Annotated in this window: 16 protein-coding genes and 2 pseudogenes; 14 read left to right on the forward strand and 4 right to left on the reverse strand. The window is 64.8% G+C overall.

What is annotated here, in order from left to right; translation table 11 throughout:
• Positions 1–48: 48 nt before the first annotated feature.
• Entirely contained in the window at positions 49–1,515 is a 1,467-nt protein-coding gene (locus tag EJ068_RS24815) for an alpha-glucosidase/alpha-galactosidase (RefSeq protein WP_127253087.1), read from the reverse strand.
• Positions 1,516–1,762: 247 nt separating this feature from the next.
• Here EJ068_RS24815 and EJ068_RS24820 point away from each other — a divergent pair, with 247 nt between their 5' ends.
• Entirely contained in the window at positions 1,763–2,605 is an 843-nt protein-coding gene (locus EJ068_RS24820) for an AraC family transcriptional regulator (protein WP_127386422.1), read from the forward strand.
• A 10-nt stretch (positions 2,606–2,615) separates the two neighbouring features.
• Here the strand turns inward: EJ068_RS24820 and EJ068_RS24825 are convergent, their stop codons facing one another.
• The gene (locus EJ068_RS24825) at positions 2,616–3,776 is read right to left on the reverse strand and encodes a glycoside hydrolase family 25 protein (RefSeq protein WP_129554917.1); all 1,161 of its coding nucleotides are present in this window, start codon (positions 3,774–3,776) and stop codon (positions 2,616–2,618) included.
• Positions 3,777–4,027: 251 nt separating this feature from the next.
• Between EJ068_RS24825 and EJ068_RS24830 the strand changes: the two genes are divergently transcribed.
• The 9 genes and pseudogenes from EJ068_RS24830 (at position 4,028) to EJ068_RS24870 (ending at position 13,791) form a co-directional block, all read left to right on the forward strand.
• Positions 4,028–4,912 carry an AraC family transcriptional regulator gene (locus tag EJ068_RS24830; protein WP_129554918.1) on the forward strand — a complete coding sequence of 295 codons (885 nt, stop codon included), beginning with the start codon at positions 4,028–4,030 and terminating at the stop codon, positions 4,910–4,912.
• Positions 4,913–5,198: 286 nt separating this feature from the next.
• Positions 5,199–6,281: a sugar ABC transporter substrate-binding protein gene (locus EJ068_RS24835; RefSeq protein ID WP_127253092.1), complete on the forward strand. Its 1,083-nt coding sequence runs from the start codon at positions 5,199–5,201 to the stop codon at positions 6,279–6,281.
• Positions 6,282–6,348: 67 nt separating this feature from the next.
• Positions 6,349–7,179, forward strand: a complete 831-nt coding sequence (locus EJ068_RS24840) for an ATP-binding cassette domain-containing protein (protein WP_126078585.1) — start codon at positions 6,349–6,351, stop codon at positions 7,177–7,179.
• Positions 7,176–8,426, forward strand: a complete 1,251-nt coding sequence (locus EJ068_RS24845; RefSeq protein WP_127386358.1) for a sugar ABC transporter permease — start codon at positions 7,176–7,178, stop codon at positions 8,424–8,426. Before EJ068_RS24840 ends, EJ068_RS24845 begins: the two co-directional genes overlap by 4 nt.
• Before the next feature lie 24 nt (positions 8,427–8,450).
• On the forward strand, positions 8,451–9,179 hold the full coding sequence (locus tag EJ068_RS24850) for an SDR family oxidoreductase (RefSeq protein ID WP_126078584.1): 729 nt from the start codon (positions 8,451–8,453) through the stop codon (positions 9,177–9,179).
• A gap of 148 nt (positions 9,180–9,327) precedes the next feature.
• Positions 9,328–10,545, forward strand: a pseudogene (locus tag EJ068_RS24855) (FGGY family pentulose kinase); the annotation flags it as partial.
• A gap of 133 nt (positions 10,546–10,678) precedes the next feature.
• Positions 10,679–11,049: pseudogene (locus tag EJ068_RS24860) on the forward strand (FGGY-family carbohydrate kinase); the annotation flags it as partial.
• A 193-nt stretch (positions 11,050–11,242) separates the two neighbouring features.
• Positions 11,243–13,042: an acyl-CoA dehydrogenase family protein gene (locus EJ068_RS24865; protein ID WP_127252852.1), complete on the forward strand. Its 1,800-nt coding sequence runs from the start codon at positions 11,243–11,245 to the stop codon at positions 13,040–13,042.
• Positions 13,039–13,791, forward strand: a complete 753-nt coding sequence (locus EJ068_RS24870) for a crotonase/enoyl-CoA hydratase family protein (protein ID WP_126078581.1) — start codon at positions 13,039–13,041, stop codon at positions 13,789–13,791. The genes EJ068_RS24865 and EJ068_RS24870 overlap by 4 nt, the downstream gene beginning before the upstream one ends.
• Before the next feature lie 15 nt (positions 13,792–13,806).
• On the opposite strand, the gene pdxH is transcribed toward EJ068_RS24870, so the two are convergent.
• Positions 13,807–14,424 (reverse strand): pyridoxamine 5'-phosphate oxidase, encoded by a 618-nt coding sequence (gene pdxH / locus EJ068_RS24875; protein ID WP_126078580.1) that lies wholly within the window; start codon positions 14,422–14,424, stop codon positions 13,807–13,809.
• A 40-nt stretch (positions 14,425–14,464) separates the two neighbouring features.
• Here pdxH and EJ068_RS24880 point away from each other — a divergent pair, with 40 nt between their 5' ends.
• From EJ068_RS24880 to EJ068_RS24895, 4 genes are all read left to right on the forward strand, one after another.
• Positions 14,465–14,929, forward strand: a complete 465-nt coding sequence (locus EJ068_RS24880) for an RT0821/Lpp0805 family surface protein (protein WP_127252853.1) — start codon at positions 14,465–14,467, stop codon at positions 14,927–14,929.
• Between the two features lie 113 nt (positions 14,930–15,042).
• Positions 15,043–15,984, forward strand: coding sequence for a J domain-containing protein (locus EJ068_RS24885; RefSeq protein ID WP_127252854.1), 942 nt, complete (start codon positions 15,043–15,045; stop codon positions 15,982–15,984).
• Positions 15,985–16,092: 108 nt separating this feature from the next.
• Positions 16,093–16,911: an enoyl-ACP reductase FabI gene (gene fabI / locus EJ068_RS24890; protein ID WP_126078577.1), complete on the forward strand. Its 819-nt coding sequence runs from the start codon at positions 16,093–16,095 to the stop codon at positions 16,909–16,911.
• Between the two features lie 106 nt (positions 16,912–17,017).
• On the forward strand, positions 17,018–17,605 hold the full coding sequence (locus tag EJ068_RS24895) for a histidine phosphatase family protein (protein ID WP_127252855.1): 588 nt from the start codon (positions 17,018–17,020) through the stop codon (positions 17,603–17,605).
• 238 nt (positions 17,606–17,843) lie between these two features.
• Here EJ068_RS24895 and EJ068_RS24900 read toward each other — a convergent pair whose 3' ends face one another.
• A complete protein-coding gene (locus EJ068_RS24900; protein ID WP_042641719.1) occupies positions 17,844–18,107 on the reverse strand; it encodes a DUF1344 domain-containing protein in 264 nt (87 codons plus the stop codon).
• Positions 18,108–18,264: the final 157 nt, after the last annotated feature.

Genomic DNA, 18,264 nt, shown 5'->3' on the forward strand with positions numbered 1-18,264 from the left:
TTTCTTGCCGAGCTGCCTCCCGCGACCCGGCCTGCTTGCCGTTAGGCCTCAGCCGGCCTGTTTCAGTGCCGCCTTTTCGGCGCGCAATTCCTCGATCGAGCGCACGTTGCGCCGCGCGGCACCCGCCCATTCGCGGGTCTTGACGTGTGCTTTCGAAAGCCGCTCCTTTGCCGCCGGAACGGCGTGCGCATATTGCGGCAGCCACTGAGCCTGGGCGACCACCATCTCGTCCACCATCTGCCAGACCTCTTCCGGCGTCGACACCGCACCCACCAGCGGATCGTGCAGCACGGCGAGCTTCAACAGATCGATGTCGCCGGCGATCGCCGCATGCACCGACATGCGCTGCACGTTGATCGAGGCCATGCAGGTGGCGGCACAGGCTTCCGGCAGCGTGATGCCGGCCGCCATGTTGATGCCGAAACGGTCGACGAAGCCGGGCGATTCGATGATCGCGTCCTGCGGCAGGTTGGTGATCACGCCATTATTCCGGACGTTGAAGTGACCGCGATAGACGCGGTTGGTCTCCAGCGCCTCGAGGATGTGGCTGGCATGCTCGTTGGAGCGTTTTGACGGATCGATCGGCTTCGACGCCGCTTCGAGGAACTGCGGATATTCCGTCTCGAACCAGTTGCGGGTTTCGGTCGAGTAGCGCAGATAGCCGCCGGTCTCGCCATGGATCCAGTCGGACATGTCGATCCAGCGCGTGATCTCGTCGGGGCGCTTGCGGTACCAGGGGAGGTATTCGGAGAGATGCCCGTTGCTTTCGGTCGAATAGACGCCGAAGCGCTTCAGCACGTCGATCCTGAGCTTTTCCTGCTTCGAATAGACCGGATGCGCCTCGAAGGCGGCGACGAGTTCGTCCTTGCCGATCGGCCGGCCGTTCAGCTTGAGCTCGATGAACCAGGTCTGGTGGTTTATGCCGGAGCAGACATAGTCGAGCTCTCTGGGCGATTTCGCGCCGAGCACCTCGGCGATCTGTTCGGCGCCGTGCTGCACGCCGTGACAGAGCCCGACCGTGTCGACCTTGCCATATTCGATCGCCGCCCAGGTGTTCATCGCCATCGGGTTGGCATAGTTGAGGAATTTCGCGCCGGTCGCGGCGACCTCGCGAATGTCTTTGCAGAAGTCGAGGATCACTGGAATGTTGCGCTGGCCGTAGAGGATGCCGCCGGCGCAGATCGTGTCGCCGACGCACTGGTCGATGCCATATTTCAGCGGGATGCGAATGTCGTCGGCATAGGCCTCCAGCCCGCCGACGCGCACGCAACTGATGATGTAGCGCGCGCCCTCCAGCGCCTCGCGGCGATTGGTCGTCGCCGTCACTTTGGTAGGCAGTCTGTTAGCCTCGACGATCCGGTCGAGGATCGCCTTGATCATCCCGAGATTGTGCTCGCTGATGTCGGTCAGCGCGAATTCGATGTCCTGGAATTCAGGCACGCACAGAATGTCGGTGAACAGCTTCTTTGTGAAGCCGACGCTGCCGGCGCCGATAATAGCGATTTTGAAGCTCATCACCTTCACCTTGGTCCAACTGAATGCCAGGCAAGGAGCGACAAAGGAGGCTTTGGCCACGCGCCATCGCGCGCCAGCCACTCAAAGCCGGAAATCCGGCTCTTTCTCCTCCCGCCCGCTCCTCGACCGCGGGTCTTTCGCGTTCTGAGAAGTTGGATTATGCCCTTATTGGCGGGCACCGCCAGAGAAGGATTATGCTTTCGAGGGTAATTTTGTGCTGCGGGACCTGATCGCCAATGGAAAGCTGATGCGGACGATTTCGCTGCCCCGCGGGCGCCAGCGGCTGCATGCCATGCCGACAAGCACCGGCTATGAGGTGCGCGAGGACGAAACCTATGACTGGGACGGCAGAAAGCGTGGCCAGACCCCGTTCACGGTGCTCCAGCACACGATAAGCGGCACCGGTCAGCTGCGCTACGAGAACCGCAACTACCGTCTGCAGGCGAACGACACGCTGCTGGTTCTGGTGCCGCACAATCATCGCTACTGGCTGGAGCAGGGCGACCGCTGGGAATACTTCTGGATCTCGATGAACGGTGAGGAGGCGCTGCGCGTCCACAAGTCGATCCTCAGCGTCTCCGGCCCGGTGTTCCGGCTGCAGCCGGCGACCGTCGATCACCTTGCCGATTGCAGCCTGCGGCTGATCAAGGGTGCCGCTTCGCCCGGCGCCGCCTCCGCGATCGCCTATGAGGCGGCGATGGCGCTTTACGACGATGTCTTCGGCTCGCACGCCTTCGCCGAGAAGCAGAGCGCCATGCAGTCGGTCATCGATCATATCAACGCCAATCTGGACAAGCCGCTGCCGGTAGCGGAGCTGGTCGAGATCAGCGGCCTCAGCCGCGCCCATTTCTCGCGCTGCTTCGCCGAGAGCGAAGGATTGCCGCCGGCGGAGTTCGTCCTGCAGCAACGCCTGCAGCGCGCGGCCAAGCTGCTCACCAAGGCCGATTTCCTGCCGGTCAAGGAGGTGGCTGTGCTCTGCGGCTTCGAGGATGCGAACTATTTCTCGAAGGTCTTCCGCTGTTTCTACGGCATCACGCCGACGCAGTTCCGCACCACCGGCATGTATGCGAGCCTGGGCAGCCATCGCTGATGCTTGGCATTCAGTGCCGCCTACGGTCCAGAGCGGTCGAAGCGGTCTTGACCGGATCGGCGGCGGCAAAGGCCGCGTCAACCTGCTCGGGCGTGTGCTGCTCGGTCTGCTTCCAGGCGACATATTGCACGATGCCGAAGCTCGGGCGCGGCGGCACCGTATTCACCACCGGCATGCGGAAGCCGTCGCGGAATTTTTCCCAGCGCGCGCCGAGCACCGCGACCATTTCCTCGACGGTCGGCGGCGTCGCCACGTCGGCATAGGTGATGGTGACTTTGCCGGCGAGCGCTTTTTCGCGCGAGACCGGCACCGGGATCGAGGCGAGATAATCGGCCGGCACGTCGAGCAAACCGCCAAACGCCCATTGCCGGCGCAGATCATCGGCGCTCATCGGCGCAACGCTGACGTCGATGTCGTTGGGCGTGCCGGGCACCCGGTAGGGGCAGCGGAAACGGCCGCAATTCGCCTGCGCCGAGAATTGCCACAGCGCATAGCTCTGCCAGTTGCCCATCGGGAAATGCACGTCGATGTCAGGCTTGTAGCGCGCATACCAGAGCGGCAGCCGCGACAGCAGACGGTACTGGTAGCGATTGTCGGCGATATACTGCGCCGTCTTGCCATTGACATAGAGCACCGGGAAACGGCCGACGCGGCGGTGCACCTGCCGCACGAATTCCTCGGCGTCATCCAGCGACATCCATTGCGTCGGATCGATGCCTTCGATGTCGAGAGCCATCAGCTCATCCGGCGCCGGTTCCGCGAAATCGATGAAATTATTGGCCTGCTCGACCGGGTTGCCGGGCCGCGCCAGGTGATAGGCGCCCCATTTCAGGCCGAGCGCCTTGGCCACGATCTTGCGCGTCTGGAACAATTCACGCGTCACCGCATAGCGCTTCCACTGCGCCTTGCAGAGTTTCACGTCCGCCTCGGCGCCGAAGCAGAAATAAGGCGGCGGCAGCCCGTCGGAAGCCTTGTTGATGAAGCCGGCGACGCGCTTGTCGGTGACGAGCTGCTGCCAGTCGATCGAATTGTATTCGTAGGCGTCGATCACCAGCGGGCGGGCGGCATTCTTCCACGGCTCGGAGAAATCCGAGGCCTGTGCCGCCGTACCCAGCGCAACCGCCGCAGCGAGAAACGCCAGGCGGCGAAGAGGGCGCGCCAGCTTTTTCAATCAGGGTGTCCCCACTGACCAGGGGACGATCCTGAACCGCTATGGTTAAGGAATTGCTTTCACAACATCGGCTTGCTTCGGTCCGCTCCAAAACGTCAAAAAAGTATCGCTTGGGTGGACAAGCCGTGGTGGCAGGGGCTTCAATTGCCGCCTAAGCTTTCAATCACGGCGGCCAGTGGGAAGAGACGGGCCCGCCTGACGAAGCGCAGCAACCGGTCACAAGACCGGACCCGCGCGGGGAGGAAATGAACATGAATCCGGACCTGGAAGTCGTCCAGATCAGACAGGGAGAGTCGTTCAAGGCCTGGGCCCACGGCTATCCTTTCCGCACCGTGCGCTGGCACTTCCATCCCGAATACGAACTTCATCTGGTCGTCGCCACCACTGGCCGTTATTTCGTCGGCGACTTCATCGGTGAGTTCGAGCCAGGCAATCTGGTGCTCACCGGGCCGAACCTGCCGCACAATTGGGTCAGCGACGTGCCGCCGGGCGAGACCGTGCCGCTGCGCGGCCGCGTCGTCCAGTTCTCCGAAGAATTCATCGCCAGCGCTTCAGCCGCCTTGCCCGAACTTGCCGCCTGCGCCGGTATCCTTGAAACCAGCCGCCGCGGCGCGCTGTTCTCGCCGGCGACGGCCGAGCTTGCGGAGCCTCTGCTGGCGGAGTTGACCGAGGCGCAGGGCGTGCGTCGCCTGTCGCTGTTCATGGCCGTGCTCGACATCTTGAACCGCGCCGGCGACGTCCGCACGCTGGCCAGCGCCGGCTATCTGCCCGACCCCTCCGGCTTCATGTCGGCAGGCATCAACCAGGCGCTCGCCTACATCAATTGCCACCTGACCGAGCCGTTCAGCGAAGGGACGCTGGCCGAGATCGCCGGGCGCAGCCCGAGCGCCTTCTCGCGCAGCTTCCGCCGCCACACCGGCATGGCGCTGGTGCAATATGTCAACCGGCTGCGCATCAACCTTGCCTGCCAGCTGTTGATGAGCGAGGCGCAGATGTCGATCACCGAGATCTGCTACGCCGCCGGCTACAACAACATCTCAAATTTCAACCGCCAGTTCCTGGCGCAGAAAGGCATGTCGCCTTCGCGCTTCCGGGCCTTGCTGGCTGAGAACATCAACGCGGAGATTGCCGCCTAACAGGGAGGAAACCGGGAGGAGCTCAAAGCAATTCCAAAAGGAATTGCGTCAACACAAAAGAGACATTCAGGGAAGGAAGAACGCGGGGTGTAACGCACCCGGTGCTGGAGATCGTTTGTTGTGAAATCCAGCACTTCAGGAGGATGTTTGCGCGGCTTTACCAGGATCGGATCGATCCTCAGCCGACTGATCATACTCCTTTCAACAGTTCGACATGCAGTCAAGGCCTGGCGCGCCGTTCACCGCGCAGGCCCGTGAAACCATTTCTCGAAAGGGAGACATTCGAATGACCAGACATGCTTGGAAATCGCCGTTTGCCTTGAAATCGACCATCGCGGCCGTTTTCGCCGTCTCGCTGCTCGGCAGCACGGCAGCCTTCGCCGACACCGTCACCGACGCCACGGTGGCCTTCCTGATGCCCGACCAGGCATCGACCCGCTACGAGCAGCACGACTATCCGGGCTTCGTCGCCGAGATGAAGAAACTGTGCCCCGGATGCAAGGTGATCTACCAGAACGCCGATGCGGATGCGGCTCGCCAGCAGCAGCAGTTCAATTCGGTAATCTCGCAAGGCGCCAAAGCGATCGTGCTCGATCCGGTCGATTCCACCGCCGCCGCCTCGCTGGTCAAGCTGGCGCAGAGCCAGGGCGTCAAGGTGATCGCCTATGACCGGCCCATTCCGACGGCGCCCGCCGATTTCTACGTGTCCTTCAACAATGAAGGCATCGGCAAGGCGATCGCGGATTCGCTGGTCGAGCATCTCAAGGCGCTCAAGGTCGACCCGGCCAATGGCGGCCTGCTGCAGATCAACGGCTCGCCGACCGACGCGGCCGCCGGTCTCATCAAGAAGGGCATCCACGAAGGCCTCGACAACAGCGGCTACCCGATCCTGGCCGAGTTCGACACGCCGGAATGGGCGCCGCCGAAGGCCCAGCAATGGGCGAGCGGCCAAGTCACGCGCTTCGGCGCCAAGATCCTCGGCGTGGTCGCCGCCAATGACGGCACCGGCGGCGGCGCGATCGCGGCCTTCAAGGCGGCCGGCGTCGATCCGGTTCCGCCGGTGACCGGCAACGACGCGACGATCGCGGCTCTGCAACTGATCATCGCCGGTGATCAGTACAACACCATCTCCAAGCCGAGCGAGATTGTCGCGGCCGCCGCGGCCAACGTCGCCGTCAAGCTCCTGTCGGGCGAGACGCCGAAGGCCGAGATGACGCTCTACGACACGCCCTCGCAGCTCTTCACGCCAGCGGTGGTGACGCAGGAGAACCTCAAGGCCGAGATCATCGACAAGAAGATCAACACGGCGGCCGAGCTCTGCGTCGACCGCTATGCCGAAGGCTGCAAGAAGCTCGGCATCACCAACTGATCAATTGGCATCCGGCCGCCCATGGGCGGCCGGATGTCCAGGCAACGACTGTCAAGAAAGGCGGCGCATGAGCGAAAGTCCTGAAGGGTCGGCATCCGTCGGCGAGCTGGTGCTCAGCCTGCGCGGCATATCGAAGAATTTCGGCGCCGTCTCGGCGCTGACCGATATCGACTTCGACGTCCATGCAGGCGAGGTCGTCGCCCTGGTCGGCGACAACGGCGCCGGCAAGTCGACACTGGTCAAGATTCTGGCCGGCGTGCATCAGCCGAGCTCGGGAACGATCAATTTCCGGGGTCGGCCGGTCACGCTGCCCGACCCGCGCGCGGCGCTGACGCTCGGCATCGCCACGGTGTTCCAGGACCTCGCGCTTTGCGAGAACCTCGATGTCGTCGCCAACATTTTCCTCGGCAACGAGCTCAGCCCGCTTCGGCTGGACGAGGTGGCGATGGAGATGCGCGCCTGGACGCTGCTCAACGAATTGTCGGCGCGCATTCCAAGCGTGCGTGAAGCGGTCGCCTCACTGTCCGGCGGCCAGCGCCAGACGGTCGCCATAGCGCGCTCGCTGCTGCTCGAGCCGAAACTCATCCTGCTCGACGAGCCGACCGCCGCCCTTGGCGTCGCGCAGACGGCGGAAGTACTCAACCTCATCGACCGCGTCCGCGCGCGCGGTCTCGGCGTCGTCATGATCAGCCACAACATGGAGGATGTCCGCGCCGTCGCCGACCGCATCGTGGTGCTGAGGCTCGGGCGCAACAACGGCGTCTTCGAACCCGACGCCTCGAACCAGGATCTGGTCAGCGCCATCACCGGCGCGTCCAACAACGCGGTGTCGCGGCGCGCCGAGCGCCTGCGTATGGAACGCGATCACAGCGCACAGGCGGGGGAGCAGCGCCCATGACGGAGCAAGGCAATTCGGCTCCCCTGGCGCTCGACCGCGCCGATGCGCGCGTCAAGCATGAGGCCGGCATTGGCGGGGCGGTCCGCGCCTTTCTCGACCGCGTGCGCAGCGGCGACCTCGGCTCGCTGCCGGTCATCGTCGGTCTACTGGTGATCTGGACGGTCTTCACCAGCCTCAACCCGGTGTTCGTTTCGAGCAGCAATCTGGTCAATCTCCTGTTCGATTGCTCGACCGTCGGTGTGATCGCGCTCGGCATCGTCTGCGTGCTGATGGTCGGCGAGATCGACCTGTCGGTCGGCTCCATCAGCGGCTTCGCCTCGGCGATGGTCGGCACGCTGTGGGTCAACCAGGGCTGGCCGGTCGCGCTGGCGATCCTGGCCGCGCTGGCCTTCGGCGCCCTGATCGGCTCGCTCTATGCCTTGCTGTTCAACCGCCTCGGCATGCCGAGCTTCGTTTCGACGCTGGCCGGCCTGCTCGCGGTGCTGGGCATGCAGCTCTACATCCTCGGCTCCACCGGCTCGATCAACCTGCCCTATGGCTCGGCCCTGGTGGATTTCGGCCAGCTGATGGTGATGCCGAAATGGGTCTCGCACACGCTTGCCGCGATCCCGGGTTTGGCGATGCTGGTCAGCGGGCTTCGCACCTTCGCGCGCAGACGCGCGGCCAATCTGTCGACGCCGTCCGTGGCCGGGCTCGTCCTGCGCGTCGCCGCCATAACGATCAGCCTCGAGCTGATCGTCGCGTACCTCAACCAGTCGCGCGGCATCCCGTGGATGTTCGGCCTCTTCGTTGGCCTAGTCGTCGCGATGAACTATGCGCTGACCCGGACCAAATGGGGGCGTTCGATGACCGCCGTCGGCGGGAACCGCGAGGCGGCACGGCGTGCCGGCATCAAGGTGCGCGCCATCTATCTCAGCGCCTTCGCCCTGTGCTCGCTGTTCGCCGCGCTGGGCGGCGTGCTTGCAGCCGCCCGGCTCGCTTCCGCCAGCCAGCAGGCCGGCACCGGCGACGTCAATTTGAACGCCATCGCGGCCGCGGTCATCGGCGGCACCAGCCTGTTCGGCGGCCGCGGCAGCGCCTATTCCGCGCTGCTCGGCATCATCGTCATCCAGTCGATCGCCAGCGGGCTGACGCTGCTCGATCTGTCCTCGTCGCTTCGATACATGATCACCGGTGCCGTTCTGGCCATCGCCGTGATCGTCGACTCCCTCGCGCGCCGTTCCCGTGCCTCGCACGGCCGCGCCTGATCCGTTCAAACGAGAAGGGTACACATGGCTCAAGATCTTTCGGGAAAAGTCGCCGCGGTCACCGGCGCGGCATCGGGCATCGGCCTCGAATGCGCCAGGGCGATGCTTGCCGCCGGCGCCCGCGTCGTGCTGGTCGACCGCGCCGAGGACCGGCTGAAGGAGGTCGTCGCCGAGTTCGGCGACGGCGCGATCCCACTGGTGATCGACCTCACCACCCCCGCCAGCGTGGCGACCATGCTGCCCGGCATCCTCGACAAGGCCGGCCAGCTAGACATTTTCCACGCAAATGCCGGCTCCTATGTCGGCGGCGAGATCCTCAACGGTGATCCGGATGCCTGGGACCGCATGCTGAATCTCAACATCAACTCGGTGTTCCGTTCGGTGCATGCGGTGCTGCCACACATGGTCGGACGCAAGACTGGCGACATCATCGTCACCAGCTCGATCGCCGGGCTGGTGCCCGTCGTCTGGGAGCCGGTCTACACGGCCTCCAAGCACGCCATCCAGGCCTTCGTCCACACGCTGCGCCGTCAGGTCGCCAAGCACGGCCTGCGCGTCGGCGCCGTGGCGCCCGGCCCGGTGGTGACGGCCCTGATCAGCGATTGGCCGAAGCAGAAGCTTGAGGACGAGCTGGCGGCCGGCGGGCTGATGCAGCCTGTCGAGGTCGCGGAAGCCGTCCTGTTCATGCTGACGCGGCCGAGAAACATCACCATCCGGGATCTGGTGATCCTGCCGCAGAGCAATGATTTGTAGTGAGTAGGGGAGTAGGGGAGTAGGGGAGCAGGTAAAAAGACCTCTGCCCTTGCGATGGACTGCTCACGACTGACAATCTTCCTACTCCCCTACTCCCCTACTCCCCTACTCCCCTACTCCCCTACTCCCCCGCTTCTGAGGTTCCCCAATGCCTTCCCACTTCCTCGGCATCGATGTAGGCACCGGCAGCGCGCGCGCCGGCGTCTTCGACGAGCGCGGCGAGTTGCTCGCTTCGGCCAAGCGCGACATCGCGCTCTTCGTCGAGCCTGGCGAGATCGCCGAGCAGTCCAGCCGCGACATCTGGCAGGCGGTATGCGCCAGCGTACGCAAGGCGGTCGCGAAGGCGGGCGTCGATCCCCGGGAGATCGGCGGTATTGGCTTCGACGCGACCTGTTCCCTGGTGGTGATCGGCGACGATGGCGAGCCGCTGCCGGTCGGCCGTTCCGGAGACAGCGATCGAAACATCATCGTCTGGATGGACCATCGCGCCCTCGATCAGACCAGGCGCATCAATGCCCTCCGCCATCCCGTCCTCGACTATGTCGGCGGCGTCATTTCGCCCGAGATGGAAACCCCGAAGCTTTTGTGGCTGAAGGAGAACCTGCCGGAGACCTTTGCCAAGGCGCGGCATTTCTTCGACCTTGCGGACTACCTGACCTGGCGCGTCACTGGCAGCCTCGCCCGTTCGGTCTGCACGCTGGCCTGCAAATGGACCTATCTCGGCCACGAGCGGCGCTGGGACGACAGCTATTTCCATGCCGTCGGGCTCGGCGGGCTCGCGGATGAAGGTTTTGCCCGCATCGGCACCGAAGTGGTCGACCCAGGCACGGCGGTGGGCGCCGGCCTGACGGAGAAGGCCGCGGCCGAGCTGGGGCTGGTCGCGGGCACGGTCGCCGCCGCCGGGCTGATCGATGCCCATGCCGGCGGTGTCGGCACGGTGGGTGCTTCCGGCGATGCCGGCACCATTTCCTCGCGCATGGCCTATGTGCTGGGCACCTCGGCCTGCACTATGGCGAGCAGCCAAGATCCGGCCTTCGTGCCCGGAGTCTGGGGGCCCTACTTCTCCGCCATGGTGCCTGGGTTCTGGCTGAGCGAGGCGGCCAGTCGGCCGCCGGCGCGGCCATCGATCTCCTGGTGCATTTTCACCCGGCGCAAGCCGAGGCTTCCGCGCGCGCCGCGGCGGAAGGCAATCGCTGGTCGACTGGCTGGCCGCGGCCGCCGCGGCGGCTTCGCCCGACCTATCGGCGGCCGCCAAGCTCGCGGGAAGCATCCATGTCGTGCCCGAATTCCTCGGCAACCGCTCCCCTTGGCCGATCCGGACGCGCGCGGCCTGATAGCGGGGCTGATGTTCGCTGGCATCGGAGCCGCTCCGTCGACATGGTCCTCGTCGGCCTCCTATGGCGAGCAGCCAAGATCCGGCCTTCGTGCCGGAGTCTGGGGCCCTACTTCTCGCCATGGGCCTGGGTCTGGCTGAGCGAGGGCGGCCAGTCGGCGGCGGCCTCTACGTGGCCGGGCTTTGCGGTCTGGGCTACGGCGTGCGCCAGATCGTTGCGGCGATGGCGTCGTCCGGCCTTGCCGTCGACACCATCGTCATCAGCGGGGGCGCCGGGCAGTCGCCGCTGGCGCGCCAGCTGCTCGCCGACGCCGCCGGCCTGCCGGTCGCCGCCTCGCAGTCGCCGGAGCCGGTGCTGTTGGGCGCCGCGATGCTCGGTGCCGTCGCGGCCGGGCATTACGACTGTCGAGCGCCATGCCTGCCATGTCCCGGCTTGGCGAGGTTTTTACACCTGCGTCCGGTGACATCCGCGCTTGGCACGACCGCCGCTACGAAGCCTTCCTGGCGCTGCAGGCGGTGGGCCGCAGCATACGCTGAGGATCGATCAGCGCCTAAACAGCGACGGGACCTTGAATGGATCGGGCGCCGGCTCCCTCCGCCGCGGATAGCGGCGTCTATGCAAAATCCGCGTGACAAAGTTTGACGTTTACGTAAAAAGAAGGTGCGAAATCGACGCATGGTTTCGCGTCGGCCATGCGTTACGGTTGGCTGGGTCGGAGGAGGAGCAGACATGTATCGCGCGCCGGTCGAGGACATCGCCTTTACGCTCAAGCACGTGGCGGGGCTGAAGCCGGCGCTGGATGCCGGCATTTTCGGTGACTTCGGCGAGGACTTGGTCGACGCGATCCTGGCCGAAGCGGGGCGTTTCGCCAGCGAGGAGGTGGCTCCGCTCTACAAGGTCGGCGACGAGCATGGCGCGGTGCTGAAGGATGCGGCCGTCACCACGCCGCCAGGCTGGAAGCAGCTTTACCGCCGCTGGATCGAAGGCGGCTGGAACGCGCTGTCGGGGCCGGAGGAGTACGGCGGCCAGGGCCTGCCGACCATGCTCGGCGTCGCCGCGCTCGAAATGTGGAACTCCGCGGCCATGGCCTTCGGCATCGGCCCGACGCTGACCATGGGCGCGGTCGAGGCGCTCGACAAACACGCCTCGGCGGAACTCAAGGCCAAATATCTCGCAAAGCTCGTCTCTGGCGAGTCGATGGGCACGATGAACCTGACCGAACCGCAGGCGGGCTCGGACCTCGCGGCCTTGCGCGCCCGCGCCGAGCCGGTTGGCGACGGCACCTACCGCATCTTCGGCCAGAAGATCTTCATCACCTATGGCGAGCACGATTTCACCGACAACATCGTGCATCTGGTGCTGGCGAGGTTACCCGACGCGCCGGCCGGCACGCGCGGCATCTCGCTGTTTCTGGTGCCGAAATTCTTCGTCAATGACGATGGCTCGCTTGGCGCCCGCAACGACGTCTTCTGTTCCGGCCTCGAGCACAAGCTCGGCATCCATGCTTCGCCGACCTGCACGATGATCTATGGCGACGGTTTCCAGGGCGCCAAGCCCGGCGCCATCGGCTGGCTGATCGGCGAGGAGAACAAGGGGCTCGCCTGCATGTTCACCATGATGAACAACGCCCGCCTTGCCGTCGGCATGCAGGGCGTGGCGGTGGCCGAGACCGCGACGCAGAAGGCGATCGCCTATGCCAATGAGCGCCGCCAGGGCAAGGCTTCCGCCTATGCGGGCTCCGGCATGGCGCCGATCGTCCATCACCCGGACGTGCAGCGCAATCTGCTCACCATGCGGGCGCTGACCCAGATCGCCCGCTCGATCAGCTATTCCTGCGCCCATGCCATCGACCGCGCCCGCGTCGGCGAGGGCGAGGCAGGAGCGAAATGGCATGACCGCGCCAGCCTGCTGACGCCGCTGGCAAAGGCCTTCTCCACCGATGTCGGCGTCGAGGTCGCCTCGCTGGGCGTCCAGGTGCATGGCGGCATGGGCTTCATCGAGGAGACGGGCGCTGCCGCGCTTTATCGCGACGCTCGCATCGCGCCGATCTATGAAGGCACCAACGGCATCCAGGCGATCGACCTTGTCTCGAGAAAGCTGCCGCTCGGCGGCGGCGAGCATGTGCATGGTTACATCAGCGAACTGAAAGCGGTGGCGGAAGCCGTGCGCACCTCCAACATCGAAGGCTTCGGCCGCACCGCCGACAATCTCGACCGCGCGCTGGCCGATCTCGACGAAGCGACGCGCTTCCTGCAAAAACTGCTTGCCGACGGCAAGGCGGACGCCGCGATGGCCGGCGCCACGCCCTATCTGCGCCTGATCTCGCTCGCCGCCGGCGGCGCCTATCTGGCGCAGGGTGGCCTGGCAGACCGCAGCCGCATCGCGCTTTGCCGCTTCTTCGCCGAAAACCTGCTCGGCGAGACCCGCGCCTTGAAGGAGCGAGTCATCGACGGCGCCGAAAGCCTCGTCGCCGCTGGCAAGGCACTGATTTCCGCTGAAGCACCCCGACGCTCAAAGGACCAACCGTGACAGACCATATCCTCGTCGAGCGCCAGGGCGCCGTGCAGATCATCCGCATCAACCGCCCGGACAAGAAGAACGCGCTGACGCGCGCCATGTACGCGAAAATGTCGGCGGCGCTCACCGAAGGCGACGCCGATCCGGCGGTCCGCGTGCATGTCTTCCTCGGCGTTCCGGGCGCCTTTTCCTCCGGCAACGACCTCGCCGATTTCCTGGTCATCGCCACCGGCGGCGAGGGTGGCAATGAGGTATGGGATTTCCTGATGGCGCTGGCCATGTCGCAGAAGCCGATGGTGTCCGGCGTCGACGGCATCGCCGTCGGCATCGGCACCACGCTCAATCTGCATTGCGACCTGACCTTCGCCACGCCGCGTACGCTGTTCCGCACGCCCTTCGTCGATCTCGGCCTGGTGCCGGAAGCCGGCTCCAGCCTAATCGCGCCGCAACTGCTGGGACGGCAGGGCGCCTTCGCGCTGCTCGGCCTCGGCGAGGGCTTTTCGGCCGAGCGCGCCAAGGCCGCCGGCCTGATCTACGACGTCGTCGCCGAAGAGGCGTTGGAAGGCACGGTGCTGGCCGCCGCCAAGGGCATCGCCGCCAAGCCGCCGCAGGCGCTGAAGATCGCGCGCGACCTGATGCGCGAGCCGCGCGAAGCGCTCATCGCCCGCATCAAGGTCGAAGCCGAGCATTTTCGCGAGCGGCTGACCTCCGAAGAGGCCCGCGCCGCGCTGACCGCTTTCATGACGCGCAAGAAGAGCTGAACGCGTCGCCCGCCCTCAGGGATAAAGCCTGGTCTTGTCCCAGCCGCCGGCGGCGTTGCGTGAAAACACGACACGGTCATGCAGCCGGAACGGTCTGTCGTGCCAGAACTCTATCGTCTGCGGCACGATGCGGAAGCCCGACCAATGTTTTGGCCGCGGGATCTCGCCGATGGCATAGCGCGCCGTGTATTCGGCCACCGCCTTCTCCAGCGCGAAGCGGCTCTCCAGCGGCCGCGACTGTTTCGACGCCCAGGCGCCGATGCGGCTGCCGCGCGGCCGTGTCGCGTAATAGGCGTCGGCCTCGGCGTCGCTGACGATCTCCACCGGCCCGCGCACCCGCACCTGGCGGCGCAGCGACTTCCAGTGGAAGCACATCGCCGCCTTCATGCTGCCAAGAATCTCGCGGCCCTTGGCGCTCTCGAAATTCGTGTAGAAGACAAAGCCTTTTTCGTCGAACCCTTTGAGCAGCACCATCCGCACATCCGGCATGCCGTCGGCGTCGACGGTTGCCAGCGCGACCCCATTGGGATCATTGGGCTCGCTCTTCGTGGCGTCCTCCAGCCATACGGCAAAGAGCCGGAACGGCTCCGCCGCTTCGGTGAAGTCACTGCTTGTTAACTCGGTTTCGTTCATAGTTTTCCAAATTTTTAACATTGCGGGAGGAGTTCGCCGATTGTCGCGTATCGCGCAAGCTTTTGACAGCGGGCAATGGAGCGTTATCGCTTCGGCCAGTGCCAAGGCTGCGCTGCTGACCTTGGCGCTTCCCCTTGCCGCCTGCGGCGCCGGCGGGTTCAGCCTGCAAAAGGCCGAGGTCGACCGCTCGATCATCACCGCCAGCGCGCCGTCTTCGCCAACCGCGCCGGCTATCTCCGACCAGGACTCCGACCAGACCACCATCGGCAACGCCGTTTCTTCCGCCGACATCAAGGAGCTTGGCGGCCAGACGGTACCTTGGGCCAATGCCGGCACCGGCTCGCGCGGCGCGATCACCGAGCTGGTCGAGCTGAAGGACGGCGACTTGACCTGCCGCCGCTTCAGCGCCACGCGCGAGAGCTTCGATGGCGTCGCCCTCTACAAGGGCGAGTTGTGCCTGGCCGAAGCCGGCGGCTGGCGCATGCAGGAGTTCAAACCGCTCTGATTTTGGGCCCCTGATTTTCGGGCGCTAATTGCCCTTGCGCCACTGGAATTTCTTCCTATGCGAGCGCATATAGGGGGCGACCACAATTCCATTCTCTCTAGCAGGCAGGAAGCATGCGCGACCCCTATGAGGTGCTGGGCGTTGCCAAGAACGCATCGGCCAAGGACATAAAATCGGCCTACCGCAAGCTCGCCAAGAAGCATCATCCGGACCAGAATCCGAATGATCCGAAGGCGAAGGACCGTTTTGCCGCCGCCAACCAGGCTTACGAGATCGTCGGCGACGAGAAGACGCGCGCCGCCTACGATCGCGGCGAGATCGACGCCGAGGGCAAGCCGAAATTCCAGGGCTTTGAAGGCGCGGCCGGCGGCGACCCGTTCGCCGGCTTCCGCCGCCAGCAGGGCCCGGGTGGCGCGCATTTCGAATTCCGCACCGGGCGTCCGGGCGGCGATCCGTTCGACGGCAACAGCGACATCTTCAGCCAGATCTTCGGCGATGCCTTTTCCGGCGCCCGCGGCGCCGGCCCAAGGGGAGCCGGAACAGGCGATCGCCGCCAGCCGGTGCAGGCTGCCGACCTCAACGTCACCATGGACATCAGCGTCGAGGAGGCGGCCACCGCCGACAAGGTGACGGCGATGTTCCCCGACGGCCGCAAGGTCGCGGTCAAGCTGCCGGCCTATGTCGAGGACGGCCAGACGATCCGCCTGAAGGGCCAGGGCGAGCAGGGGCCTGGACAGCCGGGCGACGCGCTGGTCAAGATCCACATCCGCCGCCACCCGCGCTACCGCATCGAGGGCCGCGACCTGCATGTGGATCTGCCTGTCGATCTGGCCGACGCGGTGCTCGGCGCCAAGGTGGCGGTCGAGACGCCGACCGGCAAGCTCGCGGTCAACGTCCCGGCATGGTCGAGCTCGGACAAGGTGCTGCGGCTGAAAGGCCGGGGCCTGCCGGAAAAGGCCGGCGGTCACGGCGATCTCTATGCCCATGTCCGGCTGATGCTGCCGGAGGGCGGCGATGCCGAGCTTGAGACCCTGATGCGCCGCCAAAAAAGCTGATCGAGGAAATCTTGTTCCCGTTACAGTGTCTTTTGAGCGCTTGAAGGGGCTCTGTGCCTGTGCGATAGGGCTCTCCACAAAGCAGATATTCTTGCGGAGAGCTTGCACATGGCAGGTGGACAGGGCCTGATGGCCGGTAAGCGGGGCCTGATCCTGGGCGTCGCCAATAATCGGTCGATCGCTTTCGGCATCGCCAAGGCTTGCGTCGATCACGGCGCCGAAATCGCGCTGACCTATCAGGGCGAAGCCTTCAAGAAGCGCGTCGAGCCGCTGGCGGCCGAGCTCAACGCGCATGTCGCCGGCCATTGCGACGTCACCGACCCGGAAAGCCTTGATGCCGTTTTCGCCGACATCGCCGAGCATTGGGGCAAGCTCGACTTCCTTGTCCATGCCATCGCCTTCTCCGACAAGGACGAGCTCACCGGCCGCTATGTCGAGACGACGCGCGACAATTTCCTGCGCACCATGGACATCTCGGTGTTTTCCTTCACCACCATCGCCAAGCGCGCCGAGCCGCTGATGACCGATGGCGGCTCGCTTTTGACGCTGACCTATTACGGCGCCGAGAAGGTGATGCCGCATTACAACGTCATGGGCGTCGCCAAGGCGGCGCTGGAAGCGAGCGTGCGCTATCTCGCCGTCGATCTCGGCGCCAAGAAGATCCGCGTCAACGCGATCTCGGCCGGGCCGATCAAGACACTCGCCGCCTCCGGCATCGGCGATTTCCGCTATATCCTGAAGTGGAACGAGTACAATTCGCCGCTGAAGCAGACGGTGACACAGGAAGAGGTCGGCGATTCCGGCGTCTACTTCCTATCCGACCTGTCGCGCGGCGTGACCGGCGAGGTCCATCACGTCGATTCCGGCTACCATGTCGTCGGCATGAAGGCGGTCGACGCGCCGGATATCTCGACCGTCAAGGACTAATCCGCTCCGCCTATCCAGCGTCCAAGCAATTCCAGGAAAAGTGCGAAGCGGTTTTCCGTCCGGAATTGCTTGCAAAAGCAAATAGCGTCCGACCTCGGAAGACCTGATGTACCCGCTCGTCTACATCGCGCGCCACGGCCAGACCGAGTGGAATACCCAGCGTCGCCTGCAGGGTCAGGCCGACACCGACATCAATGAGCTTGGACGCCAGCAGGCGACTGCCAACGGACGGCGCCTGGCCGCGATGATCGGCAAAGGAGAGGATTTCGACTTTGTCGCAAGTCCGATGCGGCGCACATGCGAAACCATGGAACTGATGCGCGCGGCAATGGGGCTCGACCCGCTCGCTTATCGGACGGAGCCGCGTCTGGTGGAATTGAGTTTCGGCGAATGGCAGGGTTTTACGTTTCGGGAGCTCGAGGCCCGGCATCCTGGATCCACGCGTGGCCGCCGCGCCGCCAAATGGGATTTCCAGCCGCCCGGCGAGGGTGCGGAAAGCTACGAGATGCTGCTCGAACGGGTGAAGCCTTGGTTCGACGCGCTTGACCGGCAGACGGTGTGCGTCACCCATGGCGGCGTGATCCGCTGCCTTTTCCGCTTCGTCGAAGGCATATCCAAGAACGAGGCGGCCGCCCTGGAGATCCCGCAGGACCGCCTGCTCCGGCTGGAGGGCCGGAGTTTGGAGTGGTTATAGGTCCGGGTGCGGCCGTGAAAGTCGTCATCCTTGGGCGCAGCGACGCGAAGCGGAGCGAGGACCCATGGATCCATGCCGTGACATTCGCCGAATAGTAAAAACGGTGCAGAAAGGGTCGTTCTGCACCGCTGCAAAGCTCTGACATAACGGCATGGATTCCAGGGTCTGCGCGTCGCTGCGCTCCTTGCTTCGCCCTGGAATGACGAAGCTTAGGCGTTCAAGCCCCTGGCCGGAAAAGTTAGTTCTGGTCGCTGTCGGGCAACTGCATATCGGTGACGACATTCTCGCCATTGCTCACGTCATAGGCGATGACGATGTCCATGCCCGGCTTCAGCGAGTCGATGTCGGTCTCAGCGTTGAGCTTGTAGGCCTTGCCGTCGTCAAGCGTCAACGTCAGCGTGTCCTTGTCGACCTTCTTGATCAGGCCTTCGGTCTGGCCGGCGAACGCGGCGGCGGTGGAAATCATGAGCATGGCGCAGGCGGCGCCAATCAGGGTACGCATCGTCGTCCTCTTTGGTCATTGCGCCGGCTGGTCAGCGGCGGGTCCTCAACGGCGGATGGGAAGAGAGCAGAAACCAACCGAATGTGTCAAAACTAAATCCGCCAGATCACAGTTTGATGCACCCGTTTGACCACCGTGGAAAACGCCAATAGAAGGC

It is taken from the genome of Mesorhizobium sp. M2A.F.Ca.ET.043.02.1.1, assembly GCF_003952405.1.
Lineage (GTDB): Bacteria > Pseudomonadota > Alphaproteobacteria > Rhizobiales > Rhizobiaceae > Mesorhizobium.

Excerpts from the sequence above, each read along its gene's own strand:
- EJ068_RS24815 (WP_127253087.1), bottom strand. The coding sequence starts at position 1,515 with ATGAGCTTCAAAATCGCTATTATCGGCGCCGGCAGCGTCGGCTTCACA.
- EJ068_RS24820 (WP_127386422.1), top strand. The coding sequence starts at position 1,763 with ATGCGGACGATTTCGCTGCCCCGCGGGCGCCAGCGGCTGCATGCCATG.
- EJ068_RS24830 (WP_129554918.1), top strand. The coding sequence starts at position 4,028 with ATGAATCCGGACCTGGAAGTCGTCCAGATCAGACAGGGAGAGTCGTTC.
- EJ068_RS24835 (WP_127253092.1), top strand. The coding sequence starts at position 5,199 with ATGACCAGACATGCTTGGAAATCGCCGTTTGCCTTGAAATCGACCATC.
- EJ068_RS24840 (WP_126078585.1), top strand. The coding sequence starts at position 6,349 with ATGAGCGAAAGTCCTGAAGGGTCGGCATCCGTCGGCGAGCTGGTGCTC.
- EJ068_RS24845 (WP_127386358.1), top strand. The coding sequence starts at position 7,176 with ATGACGGAGCAAGGCAATTCGGCTCCCCTGGCGCTCGACCGCGCCGAT.
- EJ068_RS24850 (WP_126078584.1), top strand. The coding sequence starts at position 8,451 with ATGGCTCAAGATCTTTCGGGAAAAGTCGCCGCGGTCACCGGCGCGGCA.
- EJ068_RS24865 (WP_127252852.1), top strand. The coding sequence starts at position 11,243 with ATGTATCGCGCGCCGGTCGAGGACATCGCCTTTACGCTCAAGCACGTG.
- pdxH (WP_126078580.1), bottom strand. The coding sequence starts at position 14,424 with ATGAACGAAACCGAGTTAACAAGCAGTGACTTCACCGAAGCGGCGGAG.
- EJ068_RS24885 (WP_127252854.1), top strand. The coding sequence starts at position 15,043 with ATGCGCGACCCCTATGAGGTGCTGGGCGTTGCCAAGAACGCATCGGCC.
- fabI (WP_126078577.1), top strand. The coding sequence starts at position 16,093 with ATGGCAGGTGGACAGGGCCTGATGGCCGGTAAGCGGGGCCTGATCCTG.
- EJ068_RS24895 (WP_127252855.1), top strand. The coding sequence starts at position 17,018 with ATGTACCCGCTCGTCTACATCGCGCGCCACGGCCAGACCGAGTGGAAT.
- EJ068_RS24900 (WP_042641719.1), bottom strand. The coding sequence starts at position 18,107 with ATGCGTACCCTGATTGGCGCCGCCTGCGCCATGCTCATGATTTCCACC.